Source organism: Corallococcus sp. CA054B (genome assembly GCF_003611625.1).
Taxonomy (GTDB): Bacteria; Myxococcota; Myxococcia; order Myxococcales; family Myxococcaceae; genus Corallococcus; species Corallococcus coralloides.
In genome coordinates, this window is sequence record NZ_RAVY01000166.1 from 1 (window position 1) to 21,627 (window position 21,627).

General features: G+C 69.1%; 16 protein-coding genes. 7 read left to right on the forward strand and 9 right to left on the reverse strand.

The window, feature by feature from the left end:
* Positions 1–473 (forward strand): EamA family transporter (locus D7V80_RS30745; RefSeq protein WP_147447264.1); only part of this gene is annotated, 473 nt, incomplete at its 5' end.
* 6 nt (positions 474–479) lie between these two features.
* On the opposite strand, the gene D7V80_RS30750 is transcribed toward D7V80_RS30745, so the two are convergent.
* Positions 480–2,189: a DUF4157 domain-containing protein gene (locus D7V80_RS30750; protein ID WP_158616732.1), complete on the reverse strand. Its 1,710-nt coding sequence runs from the start codon at positions 2,187–2,189 to the stop codon at positions 480–482.
* Positions 2,190–2,472: 283 nt separating this feature from the next.
* Here D7V80_RS30750 and D7V80_RS30755 point away from each other — a divergent pair, with 283 nt between their 5' ends.
* Positions 2,473–3,180 carry a hypothetical protein gene (locus D7V80_RS30755; protein ID WP_233585842.1) on the forward strand — a complete coding sequence of 236 codons (708 nt, stop codon included), beginning with the start codon at positions 2,473–2,475 and terminating at the stop codon, positions 3,178–3,180.
* A gap of 4 nt (positions 3,181–3,184) precedes the next feature.
* Positions 3,185–4,111 (forward strand): type VI immunity family protein, encoded by a 927-nt coding sequence (locus D7V80_RS30760; RefSeq protein ID WP_120591527.1) that lies wholly within the window; start codon positions 3,185–3,187, stop codon positions 4,109–4,111.
* Here D7V80_RS30760 and D7V80_RS30765 read toward each other — a convergent pair.
* The 3 genes from D7V80_RS30765 to D7V80_RS30775 form a co-directional block, all read right to left on the reverse strand.
* Complete coding sequence (locus D7V80_RS30765) at positions 4,108–6,081, reverse strand: ATP-binding protein (protein WP_120591528.1); 1,974 nt, start codon at positions 6,079–6,081, stop codon at positions 4,108–4,110. The two genes, D7V80_RS30760 and D7V80_RS30765, sit on opposite strands and share 4 nt — an antisense overlap.
* A 119-nt stretch (positions 6,082–6,200) precedes the next feature.
* Positions 6,201–13,628, reverse strand: a complete 7,428-nt coding sequence (locus tag D7V80_RS30770; protein ID WP_120591529.1) for a HAMP domain-containing protein — start codon at positions 13,626–13,628, stop codon at positions 6,201–6,203.
* Positions 13,629–13,853: 225 nt separating this feature from the next.
* Entirely contained in the window at positions 13,854–14,753 is a 900-nt protein-coding gene (locus D7V80_RS30775; RefSeq protein ID WP_120591530.1) for a hypothetical protein, read from the reverse strand.
* Positions 14,754–14,914: 161 nt separating this feature from the next.
* Here D7V80_RS30775 and D7V80_RS30780 point away from each other — a divergent pair, with 161 nt between their 5' ends.
* Together D7V80_RS30780 and D7V80_RS30785 are read left to right on the forward strand one after the other, a co-directional pair.
* On the forward strand, positions 14,915–15,133 hold the full coding sequence (locus D7V80_RS30780; RefSeq protein WP_147447265.1) for a hypothetical protein: 219 nt from the start codon (positions 14,915–14,917) through the stop codon (positions 15,131–15,133).
* 108 nt (positions 15,134–15,241) lie between these two features.
* The gene (locus D7V80_RS30785) at positions 15,242–16,006 is read left to right on the forward strand and encodes a hypothetical protein (protein WP_120591532.1); all 765 of its coding nucleotides are present in this window, start codon (positions 15,242–15,244) and stop codon (positions 16,004–16,006) included.
* Positions 16,007–16,073: 67 nt separating this feature from the next.
* On the opposite strand, the gene D7V80_RS30790 is transcribed toward D7V80_RS30785, so the two are convergent.
* On the reverse strand, positions 16,074–16,811 hold the full coding sequence (locus tag D7V80_RS30790; RefSeq protein ID WP_120591533.1) for a MerR family transcriptional regulator: 738 nt from the start codon (positions 16,809–16,811) through the stop codon (positions 16,074–16,076).
* Positions 16,812–17,171: 360 nt separating this feature from the next.
* Here D7V80_RS30790 and rsgA point away from each other — a divergent pair, with 360 nt between their 5' ends.
* Complete coding sequence (rsgA, locus tag D7V80_RS30795; RefSeq protein WP_120591534.1) at positions 17,172–18,266, forward strand: ribosome small subunit-dependent GTPase A; 1,095 nt, start codon at positions 17,172–17,174, stop codon at positions 18,264–18,266.
* A 54-nt stretch (positions 18,267–18,320) separates the two neighbouring features.
* Here rsgA and D7V80_RS30800 read toward each other — a convergent pair whose 3' ends face one another.
* Positions 18,321–18,875 (reverse strand): hypothetical protein, encoded by a 555-nt coding sequence (locus D7V80_RS30800; protein WP_147447266.1) that lies wholly within the window; start codon positions 18,873–18,875, stop codon positions 18,321–18,323.
* 91 nt (positions 18,876–18,966) lie between these two features.
* Entirely contained in the window at positions 18,967–19,572 is a 606-nt protein-coding gene (locus D7V80_RS30805; protein ID WP_233585843.1) for a TetR/AcrR family transcriptional regulator, read from the reverse strand.
* A gap of 105 nt (positions 19,573–19,677) precedes the next feature.
* Here D7V80_RS30805 and D7V80_RS30810 point away from each other — a divergent pair, with 105 nt between their 5' ends.
* Entirely contained in the window at positions 19,678–20,427 is a 750-nt protein-coding gene (locus D7V80_RS30810; RefSeq protein WP_120591537.1) for an SDR family NAD(P)-dependent oxidoreductase, read from the forward strand.
* A 10-nt stretch (positions 20,428–20,437) separates the two neighbouring features.
* On the opposite strand, the gene D7V80_RS30815 is transcribed toward D7V80_RS30810, so the two are convergent.
* Both D7V80_RS30815 and D7V80_RS30820 read right to left on the reverse strand, forming a co-directional pair.
* Positions 20,438–20,668 carry a hypothetical protein gene (locus D7V80_RS30815; protein ID WP_014400104.1) on the reverse strand — a complete coding sequence of 77 codons (231 nt, stop codon included), beginning with the start codon at positions 20,666–20,668 and terminating at the stop codon, positions 20,438–20,440.
* Positions 20,669–20,697: 29 nt separating this feature from the next.
* Entirely contained in the window at positions 20,698–21,540 is an 843-nt protein-coding gene (locus D7V80_RS30820; protein WP_120591538.1) for a 2-oxo acid dehydrogenase subunit E2, read from the reverse strand.
* Positions 21,541–21,627 lie beyond the last annotated feature (87 nt).

The window sequence follows — 21,627 nt, forward strand, 5'->3', positions numbered from 1 at the left end:
GGTTCGCGGGGGTGGCGCTGCTCAACCTGGGCGGGGACATGAGCGGCGGAGGCGTGGCGGCGCTGGCGGTGGTGGTGGCGCCCGCGGCGTGGGCCTTCGGGTCGGTGTGGAGCCGGAAGTTGCCGATGCCCTCGGGGTTGATGGCGCCGGCGACGCAGATGTTGAGCGCGGGCGTGATGATGATGGCGCTGAGCTTCGCGCTGGGGGAGCGGATGGCGGACGCGGTGCCCCCGCGCGCGATGGTGTCGTTCGTGTATCTGGTGGTGTTCGGTTCGCTGGTGGCGTTCAGCGCGTATGGCTATCTGCTGAAGCACGCGAGGCCGGCGCTCGCGACGAGCTATGCGTACGTGAACCCGGCGGTGGCGGTGCTGCTGGGCGTGGTGTTCGCGGGAGAGACGCTGGGCCCCATGACCTGGGGCGCGATGAGCGCCATCCTGGTCGCGGTGATGCTGCTGGCCCGCGGGAAGCGGTGAGCCGGTTCAGCGCCCACAGCGGCTGATCTTGGAGACGCACAGCGTCAGGGCATTGGCGAAGCCGTGGGCGTAGCAGCTCTCGTGCCAGGACTGGGCGATGAGCGGATCATTGACCCCGGTGGGCACGCGGGTCATCTGGAAGAACGAGCGGGACTCGCTGCCATGGAGCTGGGGACCGTCGCGGTCCTCGTAGTTGCGGGCGTAGTTCTCGAAGGTGATGCGGTCCGCGCCGCTCTCCGCGACCACCCCGCCCCAGTGATACTCCCACACCGGTTCGCAGTAGACAGGTGGGGGAATGGGCGCCACCGGGCGGGGAGCCACCTCGTCCCGCATCCGCATCCAGTTGCGCAGCTGGGCATCCTGATAACGCTCCATGGCGCCCACGGAGTACGTCTGGAACGCATCGCCCACCCGCGGGTCCGCATGGGCATTGAGGCCCAGACGGAAGAGGAGCTGCTCGTAACGTGCGCTGAGGGTCGGCCCGTTGAGGTTGACGCCGTTGAGCGTCATGGGGGCATTGGCCCGGACCCGGTTCACCAGCCGGCCATAGTTGCGGCCAATGGGGCCGTTGTAGCCCGCGAGCGCCGCCATCTGGGCATTGGGGGTATTGGCTCCCGCCAGCGCGTTCTGCAATCCCACCTGGTAGTCGTTGACCGCGCGTTGCCGGGCCGCGGCGGCGTTGGGGCCCTCGCCCTGTCCGTGGAAGAGGAACGTGGTGATGAGCACCGCCAGCCGGAAGGGGATGTCGCCATGGGCCGGGAAGGCGGGGGCCCAGCCTCCGAGCTGCCAGCGCGGGAGATTGAGGAAGAGCTGGTTGCCGGACTGCTTGAGCCTCACGGTGCGCTGTGAGTCCTGCTGCTCCCCCATGACCTTGCCGGAGATTTCGTTGCAGTTCTGCGACACGGTGGGCTCCAGCTGCCCGTTCTCGGACATCGCCACCTGGAACAGCCGCTTGGGTCCAGGGCCGCGCAGGAAGGGCAGGCAGCCCGGCTGCGCGGGAGGACCGATTTCCAGGTAGCGCGGCCCGGGGACCTTGGCGATCCGATAGCTGGAGCCCGCGGACCTCAACGCGCGGTTGCACCGGTCGATGGCGCGGTCCGTGGCGAAGAAGTGCTTGGGCTGTTCGTGGCGGGTGTCGGTGTCCTCGATGGCGAGCTCGTTGTCATCCGAGAACCGGAGCGCGACCTGGTTGTGCGCCCGCACCATGACGTTCGCCGTCCCGGCGTCGACGAGGAAGCTGTCGCCGTGCGTCTTCGGGTAGGGGTGGGGCCGCAGTCCGTCCCGCTGGGTTTCGAAGATGGCGTTGTGGAGACTGACGTCCTGGGCGACGAACTGGGCGTTCTGGATGACGTGGTACGCCTGAAGCGCGGGAGTCGGTGAAGTCCGCGCCCAGGAAGCCGTGAGGTGCGCACGCTCCCCCGAGAGGGCCTGCGCCGCCAGGGCCTCGGCCTCTGCTTCCAGGGCTTCATCCACGAGCAGCCCGTTCCCACCGTTTCCGTGAGGGACGCGCCCCGCGCGCTGTTGCAGCACATGCACCAGCTCATGCGCGAGGATCCGGGTCCCGCGAGACAGGTCGAGTTCCAGCGCACCCGGAGCGAAGAGGATCTGCTCTCCCCAGCACAGGGCCTGTGCCCCCAGGCTCGCGACCAGGGGATGCTCGTGCAGGCGCACAGCGCTCAGGTCGGCCCCGAAGGCGCGCTCGAACCGGACACGCAACCAACTTGGGAGTGCCCGGCCCCGAGCGCAGGCCTGCGTCAGGAGCGTGGGGGAAATCCAACCGTGCCGAGCATCCAATGTCCGTGCTCCCAATGTATCAGGGCGTGTCCCGTGAAACATCTACTACACCAGGGTTCCCAGCGCACCGCGAGCCCCTGATGACATCGCCGAAGCCCGAGGAGGCAATAGAGTCCGGCACGTGCGTCCCGCGATGAGTCTCTGGGTGTTTTGTGTGTTGCTCACGGCGTGTGCCGGCGGTTCACGGCATGGGAACCTGCGGTTCGTGGACACGGAGACCGCCGCGAAGGCACGGCACGCGGCCTACGTGGCGGAGCAAGCGTCCGCGCGGGCCGCGACCCAGGCCATGGCGTCCCCGATGGTCCGGGCCATCCCACCGGCCGTGCTCGCGCTGATGCAGCAGGACCACGACGCGGATGAGCTGGAGAGGCAGCTCGCCGCATGTGCCGTCCAGGCCGAGCAGTTGGGGAACGCGCGCTACTTCGAAAACCGATCTCCGACGCGTCAGGAGTGCGCGGAGGTGGTGGAGCAGGACCGCTGCGGCAAGCCCGTGACGCGGGCCATGCAACTCGGCAAGCAGAAGCACGTGCTCGCACTTCAGTGCGCGGAGGAAGTGTTGAAGGAGCTGTGGCCCGCGCCCTTCAGCATCGAGCAGCGCTACCGCTACTACCCCCATGCACGGATGGTGGAGACCATCAGCCGTGAGAAGGAAGCTCAGCTCATCGCCGACGGCTGCACCGACGAACTCCGGGGCACCATCAAGCCGGACCTCGTCCTCCACGGAGACCGCAACCTGCTCAAGTCCGCGCTCACCCTGGACTTCAAGTTCCCGTGTCCGGACACCAACCTGCCACAGTGGACTCAGTACGGCCGGGGCAGCCCCTACGAAGACATGTCTCAGAAAACCCTTTATCAGAACGCATTGGGGGGACAGGCCCTGCTCGTTTCGCCCCGCAGAGGAATCGAGAGGTGAAGCCATGACGAAGGACTACCCAGTCATCCGCCTGTGGTCGAAAGGCGAGCCTCCCGTTCCCGCAGCTCGCGATGGCGTCGTCCTCAGCCTCTTCACCCAGCACGAACACAAGGAGGTCGCGCTGGCGGTGTGGCGTGCATTGCAGCGCTACCGTCAGGCTATTCCCCCTGGTTCGCTAGGTTGGTACGGGGCGGACGATGGCGACATCCTGGAACTCGACGACAGGGGCTGGGAGGTCGCTCGCCAGCAGATGATTGAGCGCCCCTCGGGCTACAGCGGACGAGCGCTGCTGATGGAAAGCCCAGGGGGAGGAGAGGTTTCCAGTGGCTACGCCTTCGAATACGCAGGCTGGTCCAGCAACAATCCTTTCGGCAATGCTCCCTTCGGCTCGGCGTCATTCACGTTTCCCACCGAATACCTACAAGAGAACGGAGCAGCCTCGTTTCGCACCCTTGCGCTGGAACTGGCTCAAGAGCTGCCCTTCAGCTTCGGGTACGCCAGCTTCGCCATCATTTCTCCGGGAAGCCACTGGAGCTCCGCGAGGGCAGATCTGATCGAAGCCCTCCTCGTGCGGTATCCGGGGCTGGACCTTCACAACATCGAAGACTTTGGCCCCATCATCGGAACCCGCGCCCTGGCACCCGCCTGGCTCACGTTCCTGGGCCAGCCCCTGCTGGGACAGCTGGGCGGCATCGACGCGCTCCGGAACGCGCTCCCCTTCCCGGAGGTCTCCCTGCTCCCCGTGGACGGTGACCGCGTGCTCGTCGCCCTGGACGAATGGCCTGACCCCATCGACACGCAGGCGAAGGCCATCCCGCCCCAGTACCGCGCGCTGGCCCGCCTGATGGAGCCCTTCCTCTTCCAGTACGAAGGCGAAGAGCTCCTCCCCTTCCAACACGACACGAACCAGTGGCTCCGGCGGTTCCTCTAGCTCGGCGTGCGCGAGGACTCCGTCGGCGTCGCCGCCTGGGCCTCCGTGCGCCGGGGCAGCCAGACGTTGAAGGTCGAGCCCTGGCCCACCGTGCCCGTGGACTCCGCCCAGATGCGGCCCCCGTGCTGCTCCACGATGCCCTGGCTGATGGTGAGCCCCAGGCCCAGCCCGCCGTACTTGCTGCCGTGCGCGCGGCCGAAGCGCTCGAAGATGAGGCGCTGCTTCTCGCTGGGGATGCCCACGCCCTGGTCCTTCACGGACAGGTGCACGCCGCTGTCACCCTCCGCCACCAGGCGCACCAGCACCTGGCCGCCCTCCGGCGAATAGCGGATGGCGTTGGAGAGCAGGTTCGTCAGCACCTGATCCAACCGCCCCCGGTCCCACGTGCCCTCCAGGTGCTCGGGGACCTCCACCTTCAGCTCGTGCGTCTGCGACAGCACCGCCATGCGGTCCCGCGTCTCCAGCACCAGCTGCGACAAATCAAACGGCTCCAGCTCCAATGACAGCCGCCCCGCCTGCAGCCGGCTGATGTCCAGCAGGTCCTCCACCAGCTTCGCCATGCGGTCGATCTGCCGGTTGATGATTTGCAGCGACTTGCCGGGGCCCGCCTCCGTCTGCCCACCCAGCTTGAGCAGCGCCAGGTGCGCGTGCCCCTTCGCCGCGGCCAGCGGCGTGCGCAACTCGTGGCTCGCGGCGGCCAGGAACGCGTCCTTCGCCTCGCTCGCCAGCCGCAGCGCCGTCTCCGCGCGCTGGCGCTCGGTGATGTCGCGCGCCACGGAGATGAAGCGGCCGGGGCCCTCCCCTTCCGCCACGTACTGGAGCACCACCTCCACCGGCACCTCCGAACCGTCGCGGCGGCGGTGGTTGGTGGAATACGTCTGCGACGGCAGCGTGCCGGACATCAGCGGCGCCAGGAGCTTGCGGAAGCCCGTCTCGTCGAAGGCGCTCTCCACCTCCAGCACCGACAGGCCCACCAGCTCCTCCACCGTGGAGGACAGCTGCTTGGCCGCGCCCGCGTTCGCGTACGCGAGCGTGAGCGTGTCCGGGGTGAACATCAGGACGCAGTCCAGCGTGGCGTCCAGCGTCGTCTTGAAGCGCCCCAGCGCCTCCTCCGCGCGCCGCTTGTCGTCGATGTCCGTGGCGATGGCCAGCCACCCCACCAGCTGCCCGTGCTCGTCGTGCTCGGGCACCGCGCGCGCCAGGTGCCAGCGGTAGACGCCGTCCTTGCGCCGCAGCCGGAACTCCTGCGTGCTGCTCTGCACCTGCACCACCCCGTCGCTCCACACCGTGCGCATCCGCTCGCGGTCCGCCGGGTGCACGTCCATGAGGAACGAGGAGAGCGACAGCTCATACCCCTCGTGGTGGCCGCTGTACTCCCGCCAGGCGCGGTTGGCGTACGTCAGCGACCCATCCGCGCGAGCCGCCCACATGGGCTCCGGCAGGGCCTCCGTGAGCCGCCGGTAGCGCAGCGCGCTCTGGCGCTCCAGGGCCTCGCGGTCGCGCTGGCGCAGCAGGGCCGCCTGGCGCTGGAGCTGCTGCTCCTTGAGGAACAGGTCCACGAAGACGCTGACCTTCGAGCGGAGGATTTCCGGGTCGAAGGGCTTGAGCAGGTAGTCCACCGCGCCGTGCGCATAGCCCTTGAAGACATGCGCCGCGTCACGGCTGAGCGCGGTGAGGAAGATGATGGGGATGGTGCGCGTGCGCTCGCGCTGCTTGATGAGCGCCGCGGTCTGGAACCCGTCCAGCCCCGGCATCTGCACGTCCATCAGGATGACCGCGAAGTCGCGCTGCAACAGCTGCTTGAGCGCCTCCTCGCCGCTGGTCGCCTTCACCAGCTCCTGGCCCAGCGGCTCGAGGATGGCTTCCAGCGCCAACAGGTTGGCCGGATGGTCGTCCACCATCAGGATGGCCGCGCGGGGGCTCGCCGCGGCTTCCTGGGGACGTTCCGGAGTGTGCTCAGTGGAGTTCATGTGCGCGGTGGGGGAGCGCGTGGGTCAGGGGACCCGATACACGGCGAACAAGGCTAGGGCCGCCCCCTTCCAGACGGAAGTGCAAAGGGGGCACGAGGATGGATCGCCCTCGTTGAGTATCAAGCACTCACCCACAGCCGGACCAGTTCCAGCAGCTTGTCGGTATCCACCGGCTTGGGCAGGTAGTCACTCGCACCGGCGGCCATGCACTTCTCACGGTCGTCCTTCAGCGCCTTCGCGGTGACGGCGATGATGGGGAGGCTGGCGTACTTGGGGTCCTTGCGGATGGCACGCATGGTTTCATAGCCATCCATCTCCGGCATCATCACGTCCATCAACACGACGTCCACGTCGGGGTGCTGGCCGAGCATCTCAATGGCAGCCCGCCCGTTCTCCGCGAAGACGACCTGCATGCTGTGATTTTCCAGCACGCTGGTGAGCGCGAAGATGTTTCGCATGTCGTCATCCACCAGCAGCACCTTCTTGCCGGCCAGCGGTGCGTCCTGGTCATTGCGCTGCGCCAGGGCCGCGCGCGCGCGCGCCGGGAGGTTCTCGTCCAGGCGGTGCAGGAAGAGCGCCGTGTCGCTGAGCAGCTGGTCGGGGCTCTTCGCGCCGCTCTTCAGGATGACGCTGCCGGTGTAACGCCGCAGACGGGCCTCGTCCTTGGGCGTCAATTCCCGGCCGGTGTAGACGACGATGGGCAGGTCGCGGAAGCGCTGCTGCGTCTTCACCTCCTCCACCAGCTTGATGCCGTCCATGTCGGGCAACAGGAGGTCGATGACGAGGCAGTCGTACTCGTTCTCCTCCAGCTTCGAGAGGGCCTCCTGGCCGGACGCCACCGCGGTGACGACGACGTCACCGCCGTCGCTGAGCAGCTGGGTGAGGCTGCTGCGCTGCACGTCGTCGTCTTCAATGACGAGCAGGCGGCGCTCGCGGCGCTCCAGGAAGCGCGACAGCTGGCCGAAGACGCGCTCCAGCCCCTCCTTGCTCACGGGCTTGGTCAGGTAGCCGAACGCGCCCTGGGTGTTGCCCAGGTGCTTGTCCATCACGCTGATGATGTGGACGGGGATGTGGCGCGTGCGCGGGTTGCGCTTGAGGCGGTCCAGCACGCTCCAGCCGTCCACCACGGGCAGCTGGATGTCCAGGGTGACGGCGTCCGGCTGGTACTCGTGCGCCATGGACAGGCCGCTGTCACCGCGCGTGGCGACCAGGGCCTTGAAGCCCTTCTCGCGCGCCATCTGCACCATGATGCGGGCGAACTTCAGGTCGTCCTCGATGATGAGCAAGGTGCGGTCACCCTCGCGGATGAGCTCGCGGTCGTCCTCCACCACGACGGGCGTGTGTGAGCCCTCCACCTGGGGGGGCAGCGCGGCGTCCAGCACGTGGGCCTGGGGCTCGGCCACCAGGGACGGCGGCGCGAGCGGCGGCGGCGTCGCCGTGACGATGCCGGACGTGGACGGGGCGGCGAGCGTCTCCGGCAGGGCTCCCACCGCGCGAGCGGCCTGCTCGTTGCCCTGCCCGCCCTCCTCGTCCGCGCCCTGGTACTCCGGCGGCAGGTAGAGGGTGAAGGTGCTGCCCTTGCCCGGCTCGCTCTCCAGGCGGATCTCGCCGCCCAGCAGCTTGGCGATTTCGCGGCTGATGGACAGGCCCAGGCCGGTGCCGCCGTACTTGCGCGCGGTGGAGCCGTCCGCCTGCTGGAACGCCTCGAAGATGATGCGCTGCTTGTCCTTGGCGATGCCGATGCCCGTGTCCTTCACCGCGAAGGCCAGCACATGGCGCGAGCGGCGCAGCGCCTCGTGGTCGAAGCGGATGCCCTTGTCCGCCAGGCGCACGGAGAGCTTCACGCCGCCCTCGTCGGTGAACTTGAAGGCGTTGGAGAGCAGGTTCTTGAGCACCTGCTGCAGCCGCTGCGGGTCCGTGCGCACGTGGCGCGGCGTGCCCGGGAGCACCTCCACCTGGAAGGTGAGGCCCTTCTGGTCCGCCACCGGGCGGAAGCTGCGGTCGATGAACTGGTTGAGCTCCGTGAGGACGATGTCCCGGGGCTCCACCTGCATCTTGCCCGCCTCCACCTTGGACAGGTCGAGGATCTCGTTGATGAGGCTGAGCAGGTCCCCGCCGGACGCGTAGATGGTGTTCGCGTACTCCACCTGCTTGTTGGACAGGTTCCCGTCCTTGTTGTCCGACAGGAGCTTCGCGAGGATGAGCAGCGAGTTGAGCGGCGTGCGCAGCTCGTGGCTCATGTTGGCCAGGAACTCGCTCTTGTACTTGGAGATGATGGTGAGCTGCTCCGCCTTCTCCTCCAGGCTGACGCGCGCCAGCTCCACCTCGCGGTTCTTCTCCTCCACGCGGGTGTTCTGGTCCGCCAGCTCCTTCGCCTTGTCCTCCAGCTCGATGTTGGTGCGCTTCAACTCATCCTGCTGCTGGGTGAGCTCGCGCGACTGGCTCTGGAGCTCCTGGGTCAGGCGCTGCGACTCGGAGAGCAGGGTCTCCGTGCGCATGTTCGCCATGATCATGTTGAGCACCACGCCGATGCTCTCCGTCAGCTGATCCAGGAAGATCTGATGGATGGCGACGAACGGGTGGAACGAGGCCAGCTCGATGACGGCCTTCACCTCGCCCTCGAAGAGGACGGGCAGGACGATGATGTTGAGCGGCGCGGACTCGCCCAGGCCGGAGGAGATGGTGATGTAGTCCGACGGCACGCGCGTCAGCAGGATGGTCTTCTTCTCCAGCGCGCACTGGCCGACGAGGCCCTCACCCAGCCGGAAGCGGTTCGCCAGGTGCTTGCGCTCGCGGTACGCGTAGGTGCTGGTGAGCTTGAGGGACGGGATGCCGCCCTCGAGGTCGGCGAGGAAGAAGGCGCCGTGGTGCGCGGACACCAGCGGGGTCAGCTCGCTCATGATGAGGCGGCTGACGGCGTCCAGGGACTTCTGGCCCTGCATCATGCCGCTGAACTTCGCCAGGTTCGTCTTGAGCCAGTCCTGCTCCTGGTTCTTCTGCGTCGTCTCACGCAGGTTGACGATCATCTGGTTGATGTTGTCCTTCAGCGCCGCGACCTCGCCCTCGGCAACGACCGTGATGCTGCGGGTCAGGTCGCCCTTGGTCACGGCGGTGGCCACGTCGGAGATGGCGCGCAGCTGGCTGGTGAGCGTACCGGCCAGCTGGTTCACGTTGTCCGTCAGCTGCCGCCACGTGCCGCGCGCGCCGGGCACGCGGGCCTGGCCGCCCAGCTTTCCTTCGATACCCACCTCGCGGGCCACCGTGGAGACCTGCTCCGCGAAGGTGCCCAGCGTGTCGGTCATGTTGTTGATGGTGTCCGCGAGCGCCGCCACTTCGCCCTTCGCGTCCACGATGAGCTTCTGGGTCAGGTCGCCGTTGGCCACCGCCGTCACCACGCGCACGATGCCGCGCACCTGGGTGGTGAGGTTGGACGCCATGAAGTTCACGTTGTCCGTGAGGTCCTTCCACGTGCCGGCCACACCGGGCACGCGGGCCTGGCCGCCCAGCTTCCCTTCCACGCCCACCTCGCGGGCCACCGTGGAGACCTGCTCCGCGAAGATGCCCAGCGTGTCGGTCATGTTGTTGATGGTCTCCGCGAGCGCGGCCACTTCGCCCTTCGCGTCCACCACCAGCTTCTGCTTGAGGTCGCCATTCGCGACCGCGGTCACCACCTTCACGATGCCGCGCACCTGGGTGGTGAGGTTGCGGGCCATGAAGTTCACGTTGTCCGTGAGGTCCTTCCACGTGCCGGACACGCCCTTCACCTCCGCCTGACCGCCCAGCTTGCCTTCCGCGCCCACTTCACGCGCCACGCGGGTCACTTCGGAGGCGAAGCTGTTGAGCTGGTCCACCATCGTGTTGATGGTGTTCTTCAGCTCCAGGATTTCGCCCTTCGCGTCCACGGTGATCTTCTTGGACAGGTCGCCGTTCGCGACGGCCGTGGTCACCAGCGCGATGTTGCGCACCTGGCTGGTGAGGTTGGACGCCATGCTGTTCACGTTGTCCGTGAGGTCCTTCCACGTGCCGGCCACACCGGGCACCGCGGCCTGACCACCCAGCTTGCCGTCCGTACCCACTTCCTTCGCGACGCGGGTCACTTCGGAAGCGAAGGCGCGGAGCTGGTCCACCATCGTGTTGATGGTGCTCTTGAGCTCCAGGATTTCGCCCTTCGCCTCCACGGAGATCTTCTGCGACAGGTCGCCGTAGGCCACCGCCGTGGTCACCTTGGCGATGTTGCGCACCTGGTCCGTGAGGTTCGCGGCGAGGACGTTCACGTTGTCCGTGAGGTCCTTCCACACGCCCGCGACACCGGGCACCGCGGCCTGGCCGCCCAGCTTGCCCTCCGTACCCACTTCCTTGCCGACGCGCGTGACCTCCGAAGCGAACGCGCGGAGCTGGTCCACCATCGTGTTGATGGTGTTCTTCAGCTCCAGCACCTCGCCCTTCACGCTCACGGTGATCTTCTGGGACAGGTCGCCGTTGGCCACCGCCGTCGTCACCTTGGCGATGTTGCGCACCTGGTCCGTCAGGTTGCCCGCGAGGACGTTCACGTTGTCCGTGAGGTCCTTCCACACGCCGGACACGCCCTTCACGTCCGCCTGACCGCCCAGCTTGCCTTCCGTGCCCACTTCCTTCGCGACGCGCGTCACTTCGGCGGCGAACGCGCGGAGCTGGTCCACCATCGTGTTGATGGTGCTCTTGAGCTCCAACACCTCACCCTTCGCGTCCACGGTGATCTTCTTGGACAGGTCGCCGTTCGCGACCGCCGTCGTCACCTCCGCGATGTTTCGCACCTGGGCCGTGAGGTTGTTGGCCAGCAGGTTCACGTTGTTCGTGAGGTCCTTCCACGTGCCCGCGACGCCCGGCACTTCCGCCTGGGCGCCCAGCTTGCCCTCCACGCCCACCGTGCGCGCGACGTCCGTCACCTGCTGCGCGAAGACGGAGAGCGTCTGGGTCATGGCGTTGATGGTGTCCGCGAGCGCGGCGATTTCGCCCTTGGCCTCCATCACCAGCTTCTGGGACAGGTCGCCGTCGGCCACCGCCGTCACCACCTTGACGATGCCGCGCACCTGGGTGGTGAGGTTGAAGGCCATGCTGTTCACGTTGTCCGTGAGGTCCTTCCACACGCCGGACACGCCCTTCACGTCGGCCTGACCACCCAGCTTGCCGTCCGTGCCCACTTCCTTCGCGACGCGGGTCACTTCCGCGGCGAACGCGCGGAGCTGGTCCACCATCGTGTTGATGGTGCTCTTGAGCTCCAGCACCTCGCCCTTCGCGTCCACGGTGATCTTCCGGGACAGGTCGCCCTTCGCGACCGCCGTCGTCACCTCCGCGATGTTACGGACCTGGTCGGTGAGGTTGTTCGCCAACAGGTTCACGTTGTTGGTGAGGTCCTTCCACGTGCCCGCGACGCCCGGCACCACGGCCTGGGCGCCCAGCTTTCCTTCCACGCCCACCGTGCGCGCGACGTCCGTCACCTGCTGCGCGAAAATGGAGAGCGTCTGGGTCATCGCGTTGATGGTGTCCGCGAGCTCCGCCACCTCGCCCTTGGCCTCCATCTTCAGGCGCTGGGTGAGGTCGCCGTTGGCGACCGCGGTCACCACCTTGGCGATGCCTCGCACCTGGGTGGTGAGGTTGGACGCCATGAAGTTCACGTTGTCCGTGAGGTCCTTCCAGGTCCCGGACACGCCCTTCACTTCCGCCTGACCGCCCAGCTTGCCGTGGGTGCCCACCTCGCGCGCGACGCGCGTCACTTCGGAGGCGAAGCTGTTGAGCTGGTCCACCATCGTGTTGATGGTGTTCTTCAGCTCCAGGATTTCGCCCCGAGCATCGACGGTGATCTTCTTGGACAGGTCACCGGTGGCCACCGCCGTCGTCACCAGGGCGATGTTTCGCACCTGGGTGGTGAGGTTGGAGGCCATGCTGTTCACGTTGTCCGTGAGGTCCTTCCACGTGCCGCCGACTCCGGGCACCGCGGCCTGACCGCCCAGCTTTCCGTCCGTACCCACTTCCTTCGCGACGCGAGTCACTTCCGCGGCGAACGCGCGGAGCTGGTCCACCATCGTGTTGATGGTGCTCTTGAGCTCCAGCACCTCGCCCTTCACGTCCACGGTGATCTTCCGCGACAGGTCGCCATTGGCGACGGCGGTGGAGACCTCCGCGATGTTGCGCACCTGGCTGGTGAGGTTGGACGCCATCAGGTTCACGTTGTCCGTGAGGTCCTTCCACGTCCCCGCGGCGCCGGGCACCTGGGCCTGGGCGCCCAGCTTGCCCTCCACGCCCACCGTGCGCGCGACGCTGGTCACCTGCTGCGCGAACACGTTGAGCGTGTCCGTCATGTTGTTCAGCGTGGCGCCCAGCGCGGCGATCTCACCCTGCGACGGCACCATCAGCTTCTGGGTGAGGTCGCCGTTGGCGACCGCCGTCACCACCTTCACGATGCCGCGCACCTGCGTCGTGAGGTTGGACGCCATGAAGTTCACGTTGTCCGTGAGGTCCTTCCACGTGCCGGACACGCCGGACACCGCGGCCTGACCGCCCAGCTTTCCTTCCGTACCCACTTCACGCGCGACGCGCGTCACTTCGGAAGCGAAGCTGTTGAGCTGATCCACCATCGTGTTGATGGTGCTCTTGAGCTCCAACACCTCGCCCTTCACGTCCACCGTGATCTTGCGGGACAGGTCGCCGCGGGCCACGGCCGTCGTGACTTCCGCGATGTTTCGCACCTGCGCGGTGAGGTTGCCGGCGAGGACGTTCACGTTGTCCGTGAGGTCCTTCCACACGCCGGACACGCCCTTCACGTCGGCCTGGCCGCCCAGCTTGCCTTCGGTGCCCACCTCCTTCGCGACGCGCGTCACTTCGGCAGCGAAGCTGTTGAGCTGGTCCACCATCGCGTTCACGGTGGTGCCGATGCGGAGGAACTCGCCCTTCACGGGCTGGCCGTCGATCTCCAGCGCCATCTTCTGGGTGAGGTCGCCTTCGGCCACCGCCACCAGCACGCGGGCGACTTCCGTGGTGGGCTGCACCAGGTCGCCGATGAGGGCGTTGATGGACTGGACGCTGGTGGCCCAGTCGCCGCGCACGTCGCCCAGGCCCACGCGCTCGCCCATGCGGCCCTCGCGGCCGACGACGCGCTCCACGCGGACGATTTCGTGGGTGAGCGTGGAGTTGAGCGTCACCACCGCGTTGAACGCGCGGGCGATCTCATCCATCACCACGTCCTGCGCGCCCGACGGCAGCCGCACGGAGAAGTCACCGCCCTGCACGGCCCGGAGCGCCGCCAGCAGCTGCTGGAGCGGAGGAGGGCCACCGGGGCGCAGGCCCTCATCGGCGGCCGGGCGGTTGTTGCCGTTGCGGCCTCGCGCGGGAGCACGGCGGGCGGGCTCGGCGCGCGTCGCCTCCGTGTTGCTCAGCCGGTTGGCCGCGACGTTGCCCTGCGAGCGGGCGCCTGGAGGGCCAGCTTCCTGGCTTGCGGCGGTGGCGGCCGTCTTTCGGCCGTTGGCGCGCTTGCGGGGAGCGGAGGAGCTGGAAACCTTGGTGTCGTCCACGAGTGAAACCCCTGATCGGCGGAAGCGTTGCGACCGATACTGCGAAACCGGCCCGCGATCCCAGGAACGTCCAATGAGTTCGCGGGTTTGTCGAATGTAAACCCAGGCCGGAAAGGCCCTGTGTGTCGGGCACTGAACGTCATGCCCTGACGCAGGCCCCATGATCCCCGGAAGCCCCGAATCGGCGTGTCACCGGCCTGGAACGGGAACCTCCCCATAACAGCTTCAGGGAGGCGTGGCCGTGCACGGGAAGCCGTCGCACCCCTGCACATACAACGCTCGCCCCGAGAGCCTTCTGGCAGGCGCGCGCGGACGGGCGGGCACCTCCTCACGTGCGCCGGTGCGGACATCGAAGCGAAGCGAGGCGGGCCCTGGTGCGTCCGGGGAAGCGGCGGCGCCACAGGCCAGCAGGACCTCATCCGCGGTGTCGAGCCACCACAGGAACTCCACGGTGCAGGGGGCCTCCGCCCGCACCAGCTCCAGGGTGCGGGCGTCGTAGACGATGACGCCGCCACCCCACTCCACCGCCGCGAGCACGCCGCCAGGGCCAATGGACAGACGGCCTCCCGGACCCGGCACCTGCGCCTGGCCCAGCACCTTGCCATCCGTCGCCACGGAGATGAGCTGCCCGGAGGCATCCAGCGCGAGGACTCCGCCCGCGTGGCCGATCAGCCACTCCGGTGGAGTGATGTCGCCCACCGGCAGGAGCGCGCCGCCCCGCTCCCGAAGCAGATGGCCTCCGGCGGCGGCCCACAGGCGGCGCTCGCCATCGAAGGTGAGCGCGGTGGCGCCGGGGATCTCCAGGCGCGAGTGCGAGCCATCCTCGCCGCAGACCGCGACGACGCGAGGCCCGAACACCGCCGCGCGCGACGCATCCGGCGCCACGGCCCAGCCCAGCCGCGTGGCGCCATTGAGCTGCCGCGCCAGACAGTCATTGAGCGCGCCCAGGTGCGCGTCCCCGGCGGGTGAGGCGATGAGGTACGGCAGGCTGGTGGTGGAGACGTAGAGCAGCAGGCCCAGGCCCGCGGCGATGACGAGCGTGAGCGGCCAGGCACGGGCGCTCACGCTTCGCGCGAGGCGCGCGCTCTTGCGGCCCGCCGCCAGATGCCCTTCCCGTCCGCTCACGCGCGCTCCTTCCTGGACCGGAGGACAGCACAGAAACGGGGCGAAGACTGCCCGCCGCGACACGAATGCCCGTCTGCTGGACACCTGGGACGTGGCCCCACGCCCTGCAATTCGTGGAGGGCATGCCTTTCTCATCACGTTTCCGTCGGCGGATGCGGCTCGTGGGCCTCGGACTGTGCGCGCCAGGCCTCATGTTCGTGGGGCTCCTGGCCGCGCTGGAGGGCTGGTACCGGATGACGCTGCGGGAGCTTCCCGCGCTTCCCACGCCGCCGGACGCCACCGACCGGCTGCCGGCGGACCTCGCCTGTGTGGCCCTGGGCCGCCCTGACGCTCCGGGCGCGCGTGCGTGCAAGCCCTGTCCCGCGTGCCTCGTCCCATGAACGATCTGCGAGCTGCCGGCCTGCCATGTGCCGGCTGGGTCCAGAGGGTTGTCCTGTCCGGTGAAGCACACACCTTTACGCCACCTGCGACGGGAAAGGATTCCACACATGCGACGCTCCATTGGCACCGCGGCACTGGCCTTCAGCTTCCTGCTCTCCACCAGCGCGCTCGCCCAACAGGTAGGCGACGGGTCGAGCCCCGGGACGACTCCCGGCTCTTCGGGCGGCTCGCCGGAGATGATCAACAACGGGCAGACGGGCAGCGCCGGCGCCACGGGCACGGTCACCCCCGGCACCACCAACTCCACGGGCGTGCAGACCGGCAACACCGCCACCGGCACGGGTGGCTCTGGCACCGGCGTGAACCCGACTCCGGGCACCACCGGCACCGGCACCACCGGCGGCAGCACCTCCGGCACGGGCGGCACCGGGACCAGCGGCATCGGCACGGGTAGCGGCACCACCGGCTCCAGCACGGACACCTACGGCACCGGCAGCACCGCGCCGTCCACCGGCGCGGGCTCGTACACGTCGCCCTCCACCAGCACCGGCACCTACGGCGGCGCGGGCACCAGCACCACCGGCGTCGGCGGCTCCGGCAACACCGGCACCATTGGCGGCTCCGGCAGCACCGGCACCACTGGCGGCACGGGCACCGGCACCACCGGCGCCACCGAGCCCGGCACCGAGTCCAACGGCTCGACCGTCATCAACCCGGGCGGCACCGGTACGGGCGGCACCAGCGGCACGAATGGTACGGGCGGAGTCGGCGGCACCGGCACCAGCGGCTCCGGCGGCACCATGGGGGGCGTGGGCGGCACCGGCACCAGCGGCTCCAATGGCACCACGGGCGGCTCCATCGGCGGCCAGTAGCCTGGATGGCTTGACATGACAGCCACGGCCGCCAGCCCTTCGCTGGCGGCCGTCGCCGTGTCTGGCTTTACTTCGGCGCGTCCAGACAGGCCATGGCCCGGCCCACGTACTCCATGAGCTTCGGGTCGCGGCCCTGACGCTGGGCCACCTGCGGCTCCTGCTGGTGCATCGTCTGGAGCGACTTCTCGATGCCGGGGTTGCCGCCCGTGAAGGCGCGGACGAGCTCGCGCCAGCGCGTGGCCAGCACGCGCACCGGCTCGGACGCGGGGTCGGCGCCCTGCTCCATCTGCTCGCGCATGCTCGCGATGAGGCGGGGCCACTCGGCCTCCACCTGCTTGATGGCGTCCTCACCCATCGCGTTGCGACGGGCCTCCAGCTCCTTCAACTGCTCCGGGGTGTAGTACTTCTCGAACATGGTCATGGCCTCGATGGTCTGTAGGAAGTCGTCGGCGGAGACGGGCTCCGCCGCGCGCAGCTGCCGTGCGAGGGAATCCAGGCGGTCGCAGAGCTGACGCTGTTCCGCCAGCTGCTCCCGGGCCCGCTGGAGCCGCAGCTCCACCACGCGCAGGGCGGAGAAGTCCGCCCGGCCCAGCGTCCCGGCGATCTCCTCCAGCGAGAACCCGAGCTGCTTGAGCGACAGGATGTGACTCAGGCGGGCGATGTCCGCCGCCGTATAGAGCCGGTGCCCCGACGCCGTATGCGCCGAGGGCTTGAGCAAGCCAATCTCGTCGTAGTGGTGCAGCGCGCGGATGGACAGCCCCGTACGCCGGGCCAGCTCCCCTACCTTCAGCTCCGTGTGCTGCATGCCTCACCCCTTTCCAGCCACGGTCTTCGCGTGACTGGATGCGATGGGTACAACCTCACGTCGCGTGAGGTTCAAGGGGGAAAACGCACGGGGGTGGCCAGCGGACGACAGGAGTTGCTAGGGTTCCCGCCTGGAACGGCGATGACCGCCGGTGGTTCCACGAACCCTTGAGGAGACCTGTCCTGATGACTCCGCCCCTTGTCGTCGTCGCGGCCCTGTCCGCCACGCGGGCGCGCATCCGCTGAGCCGGTCGTAGCAGCACCGCCTTCCGTCGCAGCGCGAGCCCCGCTTCCTTCACGCCCGGCGCCCCGGAGTCCCCTCCCGCGCGTCCTGGGCATCGCTCTGCCCGGAGTTCCTCAAGTGTCACTCGAAACCCTCGGCTGGGGTCCCGACCTCGACCTCGCGCTGTCCAACACCGTCTCGCAGTCGTCCTCCTCCACTCCCCTCGTCCCCGGGCGCGTCGTGCGCCAGCAGCGGGGACTGCTCACCGTGCAGACCGCTGGCGCGGCCTTCCTCGCGCGCGCCTCGGGACGCCTCCTCCATCAGGCCCAGGGCGCGGAGGCCCTGCCCACCGTGGGCGACTGGGTCCTCCTGCAACCGCCCGCGTCCGGTGACGGCGAGGCGCTGATGCACGCCGTGCTGCCCCGCCGCAGCCTGCTGAAGCGGCGTGAGGCGGGCAGCGAGCACGACGGCCAGCTCATCGCCGCCAACGTGGACGTGGTGTTCCTCGTCATGGGGTTGGACGGCAACTTCAACCCCCGCCGCATCGAACGGGCCCTCACCCTGGCCTGGAACAGCGGCGCCACGCCCGTCGTGCTCCTCAGCAAGGCGGACCTCGCGGACGACGCGGCCGAGCGCGTCCTGGAGGTGGAGGCCCTGGCCCCCGGCACGGACGTGCTCGCGGTGAGCGCGCGAACGGGCCTGGGCGTGGAGGACGTGCGCTCCCGGCTTCCTCCCGGCAGGACGGGCGTGCTGCTGGGCTCGTCCGGCGTGGGCAAGTCCACGCTCGCCAACCGGCTGCTGGACGCCGCGCGGCTCGTCACCCAGCCCGTGGGTCCGGAAGACAAGGGCCGGCACACCACCACGCACCGCGAGCTGTTCGTGCTGGAGCAAGGCGGTCTCGTCATCGACGGGCCCGGCATGCGCGAGCTGGGCCTGTGGGGCGACGAGGAAGAGGCACTGTCCAACGCCTTCGCGGACGTGCTCGCGCTGGCCACCGGCTGCCGCTTCAGTGACTGCGGCCACCAGAACGAGCCGGGGTGCGCGGTGAGAGCGGCGGTGGAGGACGGCACGCTCTCCGAGGAGCGGCGCTGGAGCTTCGCGAAGCTCCAGCGCGAGCAGGCCTTCCAGCACCGCCAGACGGACGCCGCCGCGCAGCGTGCGCACAAGCGGATGCAGCGCAACCAGTCCAACCAGGGCTGGGCCCTGACGCGCTCGAAGCGGCGCGGCGACTAGACAGACATCCCGGGCGCGGCGCGTGAAGGACCGCGCGCCGCGTCCGGGCGTGTTTCAGAGCCCGGGGCTCGACTCCGGCACGGAGCCGGGCGGCGGCAGCGGCGGCGGGGTCGGGGCCTCGAGCACCGGGACCTCGCCCTCCTCCGGCGCGTTCGCGGCGTCAGGGGCGCGGACCGGCGTCTCCTGGCCCAGGTCGTGGCGCGGATGGACGTTCTGGGACTCCGACGCGCAGGCGTAGGCCACGGTGCGCGAGCCCACCAGGAGCGTGGGCACCAGCAGGCCAATCGCTGCGCAGTTGCCCTGCTCCTCGTCAGTGCGGTTGCCGCCGGCGCACACCGCCGACCCGATGAACGCGCCCGCCACCGCCAGGCCCGCCTGGATGAGGAAGTCGCTGGGGGTCGCTCGGCTCTGCGCCCACGCGATGCCGTTCTTGCATTCGCTGCCAGGGGGACTGGAGACGGGCAGCAGGCCCACCGCCGTGAACCACTGCCGGTCCTGGTGGACCTTGGGCTCCGGCCGCAGGTTCGTGACGATGCTTGTCCGATAGCAGCCCGTCTGCCCCAGCATCAGCGCCACCATCGACGCCGCCACCGCATGTGCCTTCCGCATCAATGCCCCCAATCCCGGTGAGTGACCGCGTGCACCCGCGTCCAGGCCCTGTGCCTAGCCTGAACGCGGGGGTCACCGGAAGAGGCCGGCGCTAACGGCGGCGCTTCACCGGGGCTGGCAGCTGTTCGAATGCCGTCTCCACCATGCCGCGCAGGCTGGCTTCGTCCATGCCCGCCTTCCCCACGGCCTCCAGCCCCCGGAAGACCGCGAGCAGCATGGCGCCCAGCTTCCGGGGGTCCGCGTGGGCCGCGAGGTCCCCGTGCGATTGGGCCTGCTCCAGGCAGCGCACGAACGCGGCCTCCAGCCCCCGGAAGGTCTCCAGCGCCCGGTCCGCCACGTGCCCGTCCTGCGCCGCCAGCTCCGACGTACCGCGCGACAGCAGACACCCGCGCCGGTTCGCGGGCGCCGCCGACGCGGTGGCCATCCCCAGCATGTACTGGCGCAGCCGCTCCAGCGCCCCGGCGTCCGGCCCCTCCAGCGTCTTCTTCACCGACTCCAGGGAGTTCACACAGTACGTGTCGAACACCTTCAGGAAGAGCTGATGCTTGTCCCCAAACGCCCCGTAGAGGCTGCCCTTCCCCAGCCCGGTGGCCTGCATCAGGTCGTCCATGGACGTCGCCGCGTAGCCCTTGTTCCAGAACTGGTCGCGCACTGCCCGCAGCACCTGCGCTTCATCGAATGTCCGAGGCCGAGCCATGACCGGAAAATAAAAGTTATTGACCGACCGGTCCACCATTCTTAGATATGGACCATTAAGTCCATAACTCCTCGCTGGCGCGGGGACGGGACAAGGAGCGGGACGATGGGCAGGCTCGACGGGAAGGTGGCAGTCGTCACGGGTGGGACCACGGGAATCGGCTTCGCGTCCGCGAAGCGCTTCGCGCAGGAGGGGGCGAAGGTGTTCCTCACCAGCCGCCGGCAGGCGGAGGTGGACCGGGCGGTGCGGGAGATTGGCCACGGCGTGGTGGGCGTGCGCGGGGACGTGTCCGTGATGGCGGACCTGGACCGGCTCTACGCACGGGTGAAGGAGGAGGCGGGCCACGTGGACGTGGTGTTCGCCAACGCGGGCCTGGGCGAGTTCGCGGCGCTGGGCTCCATCACGGAGGCGCACTTCGACCAGACGTTCAACGTCAACGTGAAGGGCACGCTGTTCACGGTGCAGAAGGCGCTGCCGCTGTTGAAGGACAGTGGCTCCGTCATCCTGACGGGCTCCACCGCGGGCTCGGACGGCTCACCGGCGTTCAGCGTCTACGCGGCGACGAAGGCGGCCATCCGCTCGTTCGCGCGCACCTGGGCGTCCGATTTGAAGGGGCGGCGCATCCGGGTGAACACGCTCAGCCCGGGCCCCATCGACACGCCGGGACTCAACGGGCTGCTGCCCGACGCGGAGGGGAAGAAGCAACTGAAGGAGTTCCTCACCGGCCTCATCCCGCTGGGACGCATGGGGCAGCCGGACGAGGTGGCGAAGGCGGCGCTGTTCCTCGCGTCGGACGACAGCAGCTTCGTCAACGGCGCGGAGCTCTTCGTGGACGGCGGCGCCGGGCAGGTCTGAAGCGGACGCTTCAGTCCTCCTTGCCGTCCGGGTTCGACGCGGCCAGCTTGCGCAGCTTCGCGGCGAAGGGGCTCTCGCCGTTCACCGGCAGGGGGCCGCCGGCCATGCGCTGGCGGCGGTCCATGGCCAGGGGGCCTTCAGGAGGGCCTTCCAGGGCTTCCTTCTCGAAGCGGTCCTGGCCGCCCAGCACCCGCCCCACGGGACGGGAACCACCGACGCGACGAAAGGGATCCACGGACATGGTGCCGACCTCCGGATGACGGTCCCTTTCTACCGCGCTTCGGGCCCCGGTGCATCCCACCCCCGGGGATCCTCCAGCGCGCCGCCGATGTGCCGGAGCACCCGCGCGGCCAGGTCCACGTCGATGAGGCGCGCGTCCCAGGTGCAGGTGAGCGTCATGGCCTTGCCGGGCACCAGCGCCCCATCCTCCACCACGGGCACGTCCCGCACGAGCCCGGGCGCCAGCAGGAGCGGCACGCGGGTGTAGGGCACCATCGCGACGAAGCCCCGCTCCAGCCCCAGCGAGCCCAGGTTCGTCACCGCCACGGAGCCGAACGGGTCGAACGGCATGCCCACCCGGCGCAGGTCCACGTTCAGGCCGTACCAGACGAAGGACAACAGCCGCAGCGCGGGGCCCATCAGCCAGCCGGGCAACAGCGACGAGCGGCGCTTGCCCCGCTCAATCTCCACGTCCTCGCGCGCGCGGACCCGCGACACCCGCGTCTCCATGGCGTCCGCCAACGCCTCCAGCGACTTCTGGTCCGCGCGGTGCACCGTGGCGGTGGTCAGGTCCACGCGCGACGCGCCGCTCGCCGGCTGCACCACCAGCACGCAGACGCCCACGTCCTCGCGCAGCCACGGGCGCTGGCCGCGCAGCACGACGTTGGCCTCCGGGTAGCGGCGCAGCGCGTCCGCCGCGGCCTTCGCCACCAGGTGCGTCACCGTCAGGCGCCGGCCGGTGAGCGTGCGGTGCGTGGCCATGAACGCGAGCGCCGGCTCCATGCGGACCTCCAGCGCCGCGTAGGCGGTGGGGTCTCGGGGCGCGCGCCACGTCCCCAGCGCGAGCTTGCGCAGGGCACTGGCCGGGGACGCGGGGTGGAGGTCCAGGTTCATGGAAGGTTTCTCAAGCCTTTGCACGGCGGGAGGACCGCGCGCAACCGGGACGGGCACCTGTTAGACATTGGCCCCAGCGCCCTTCCC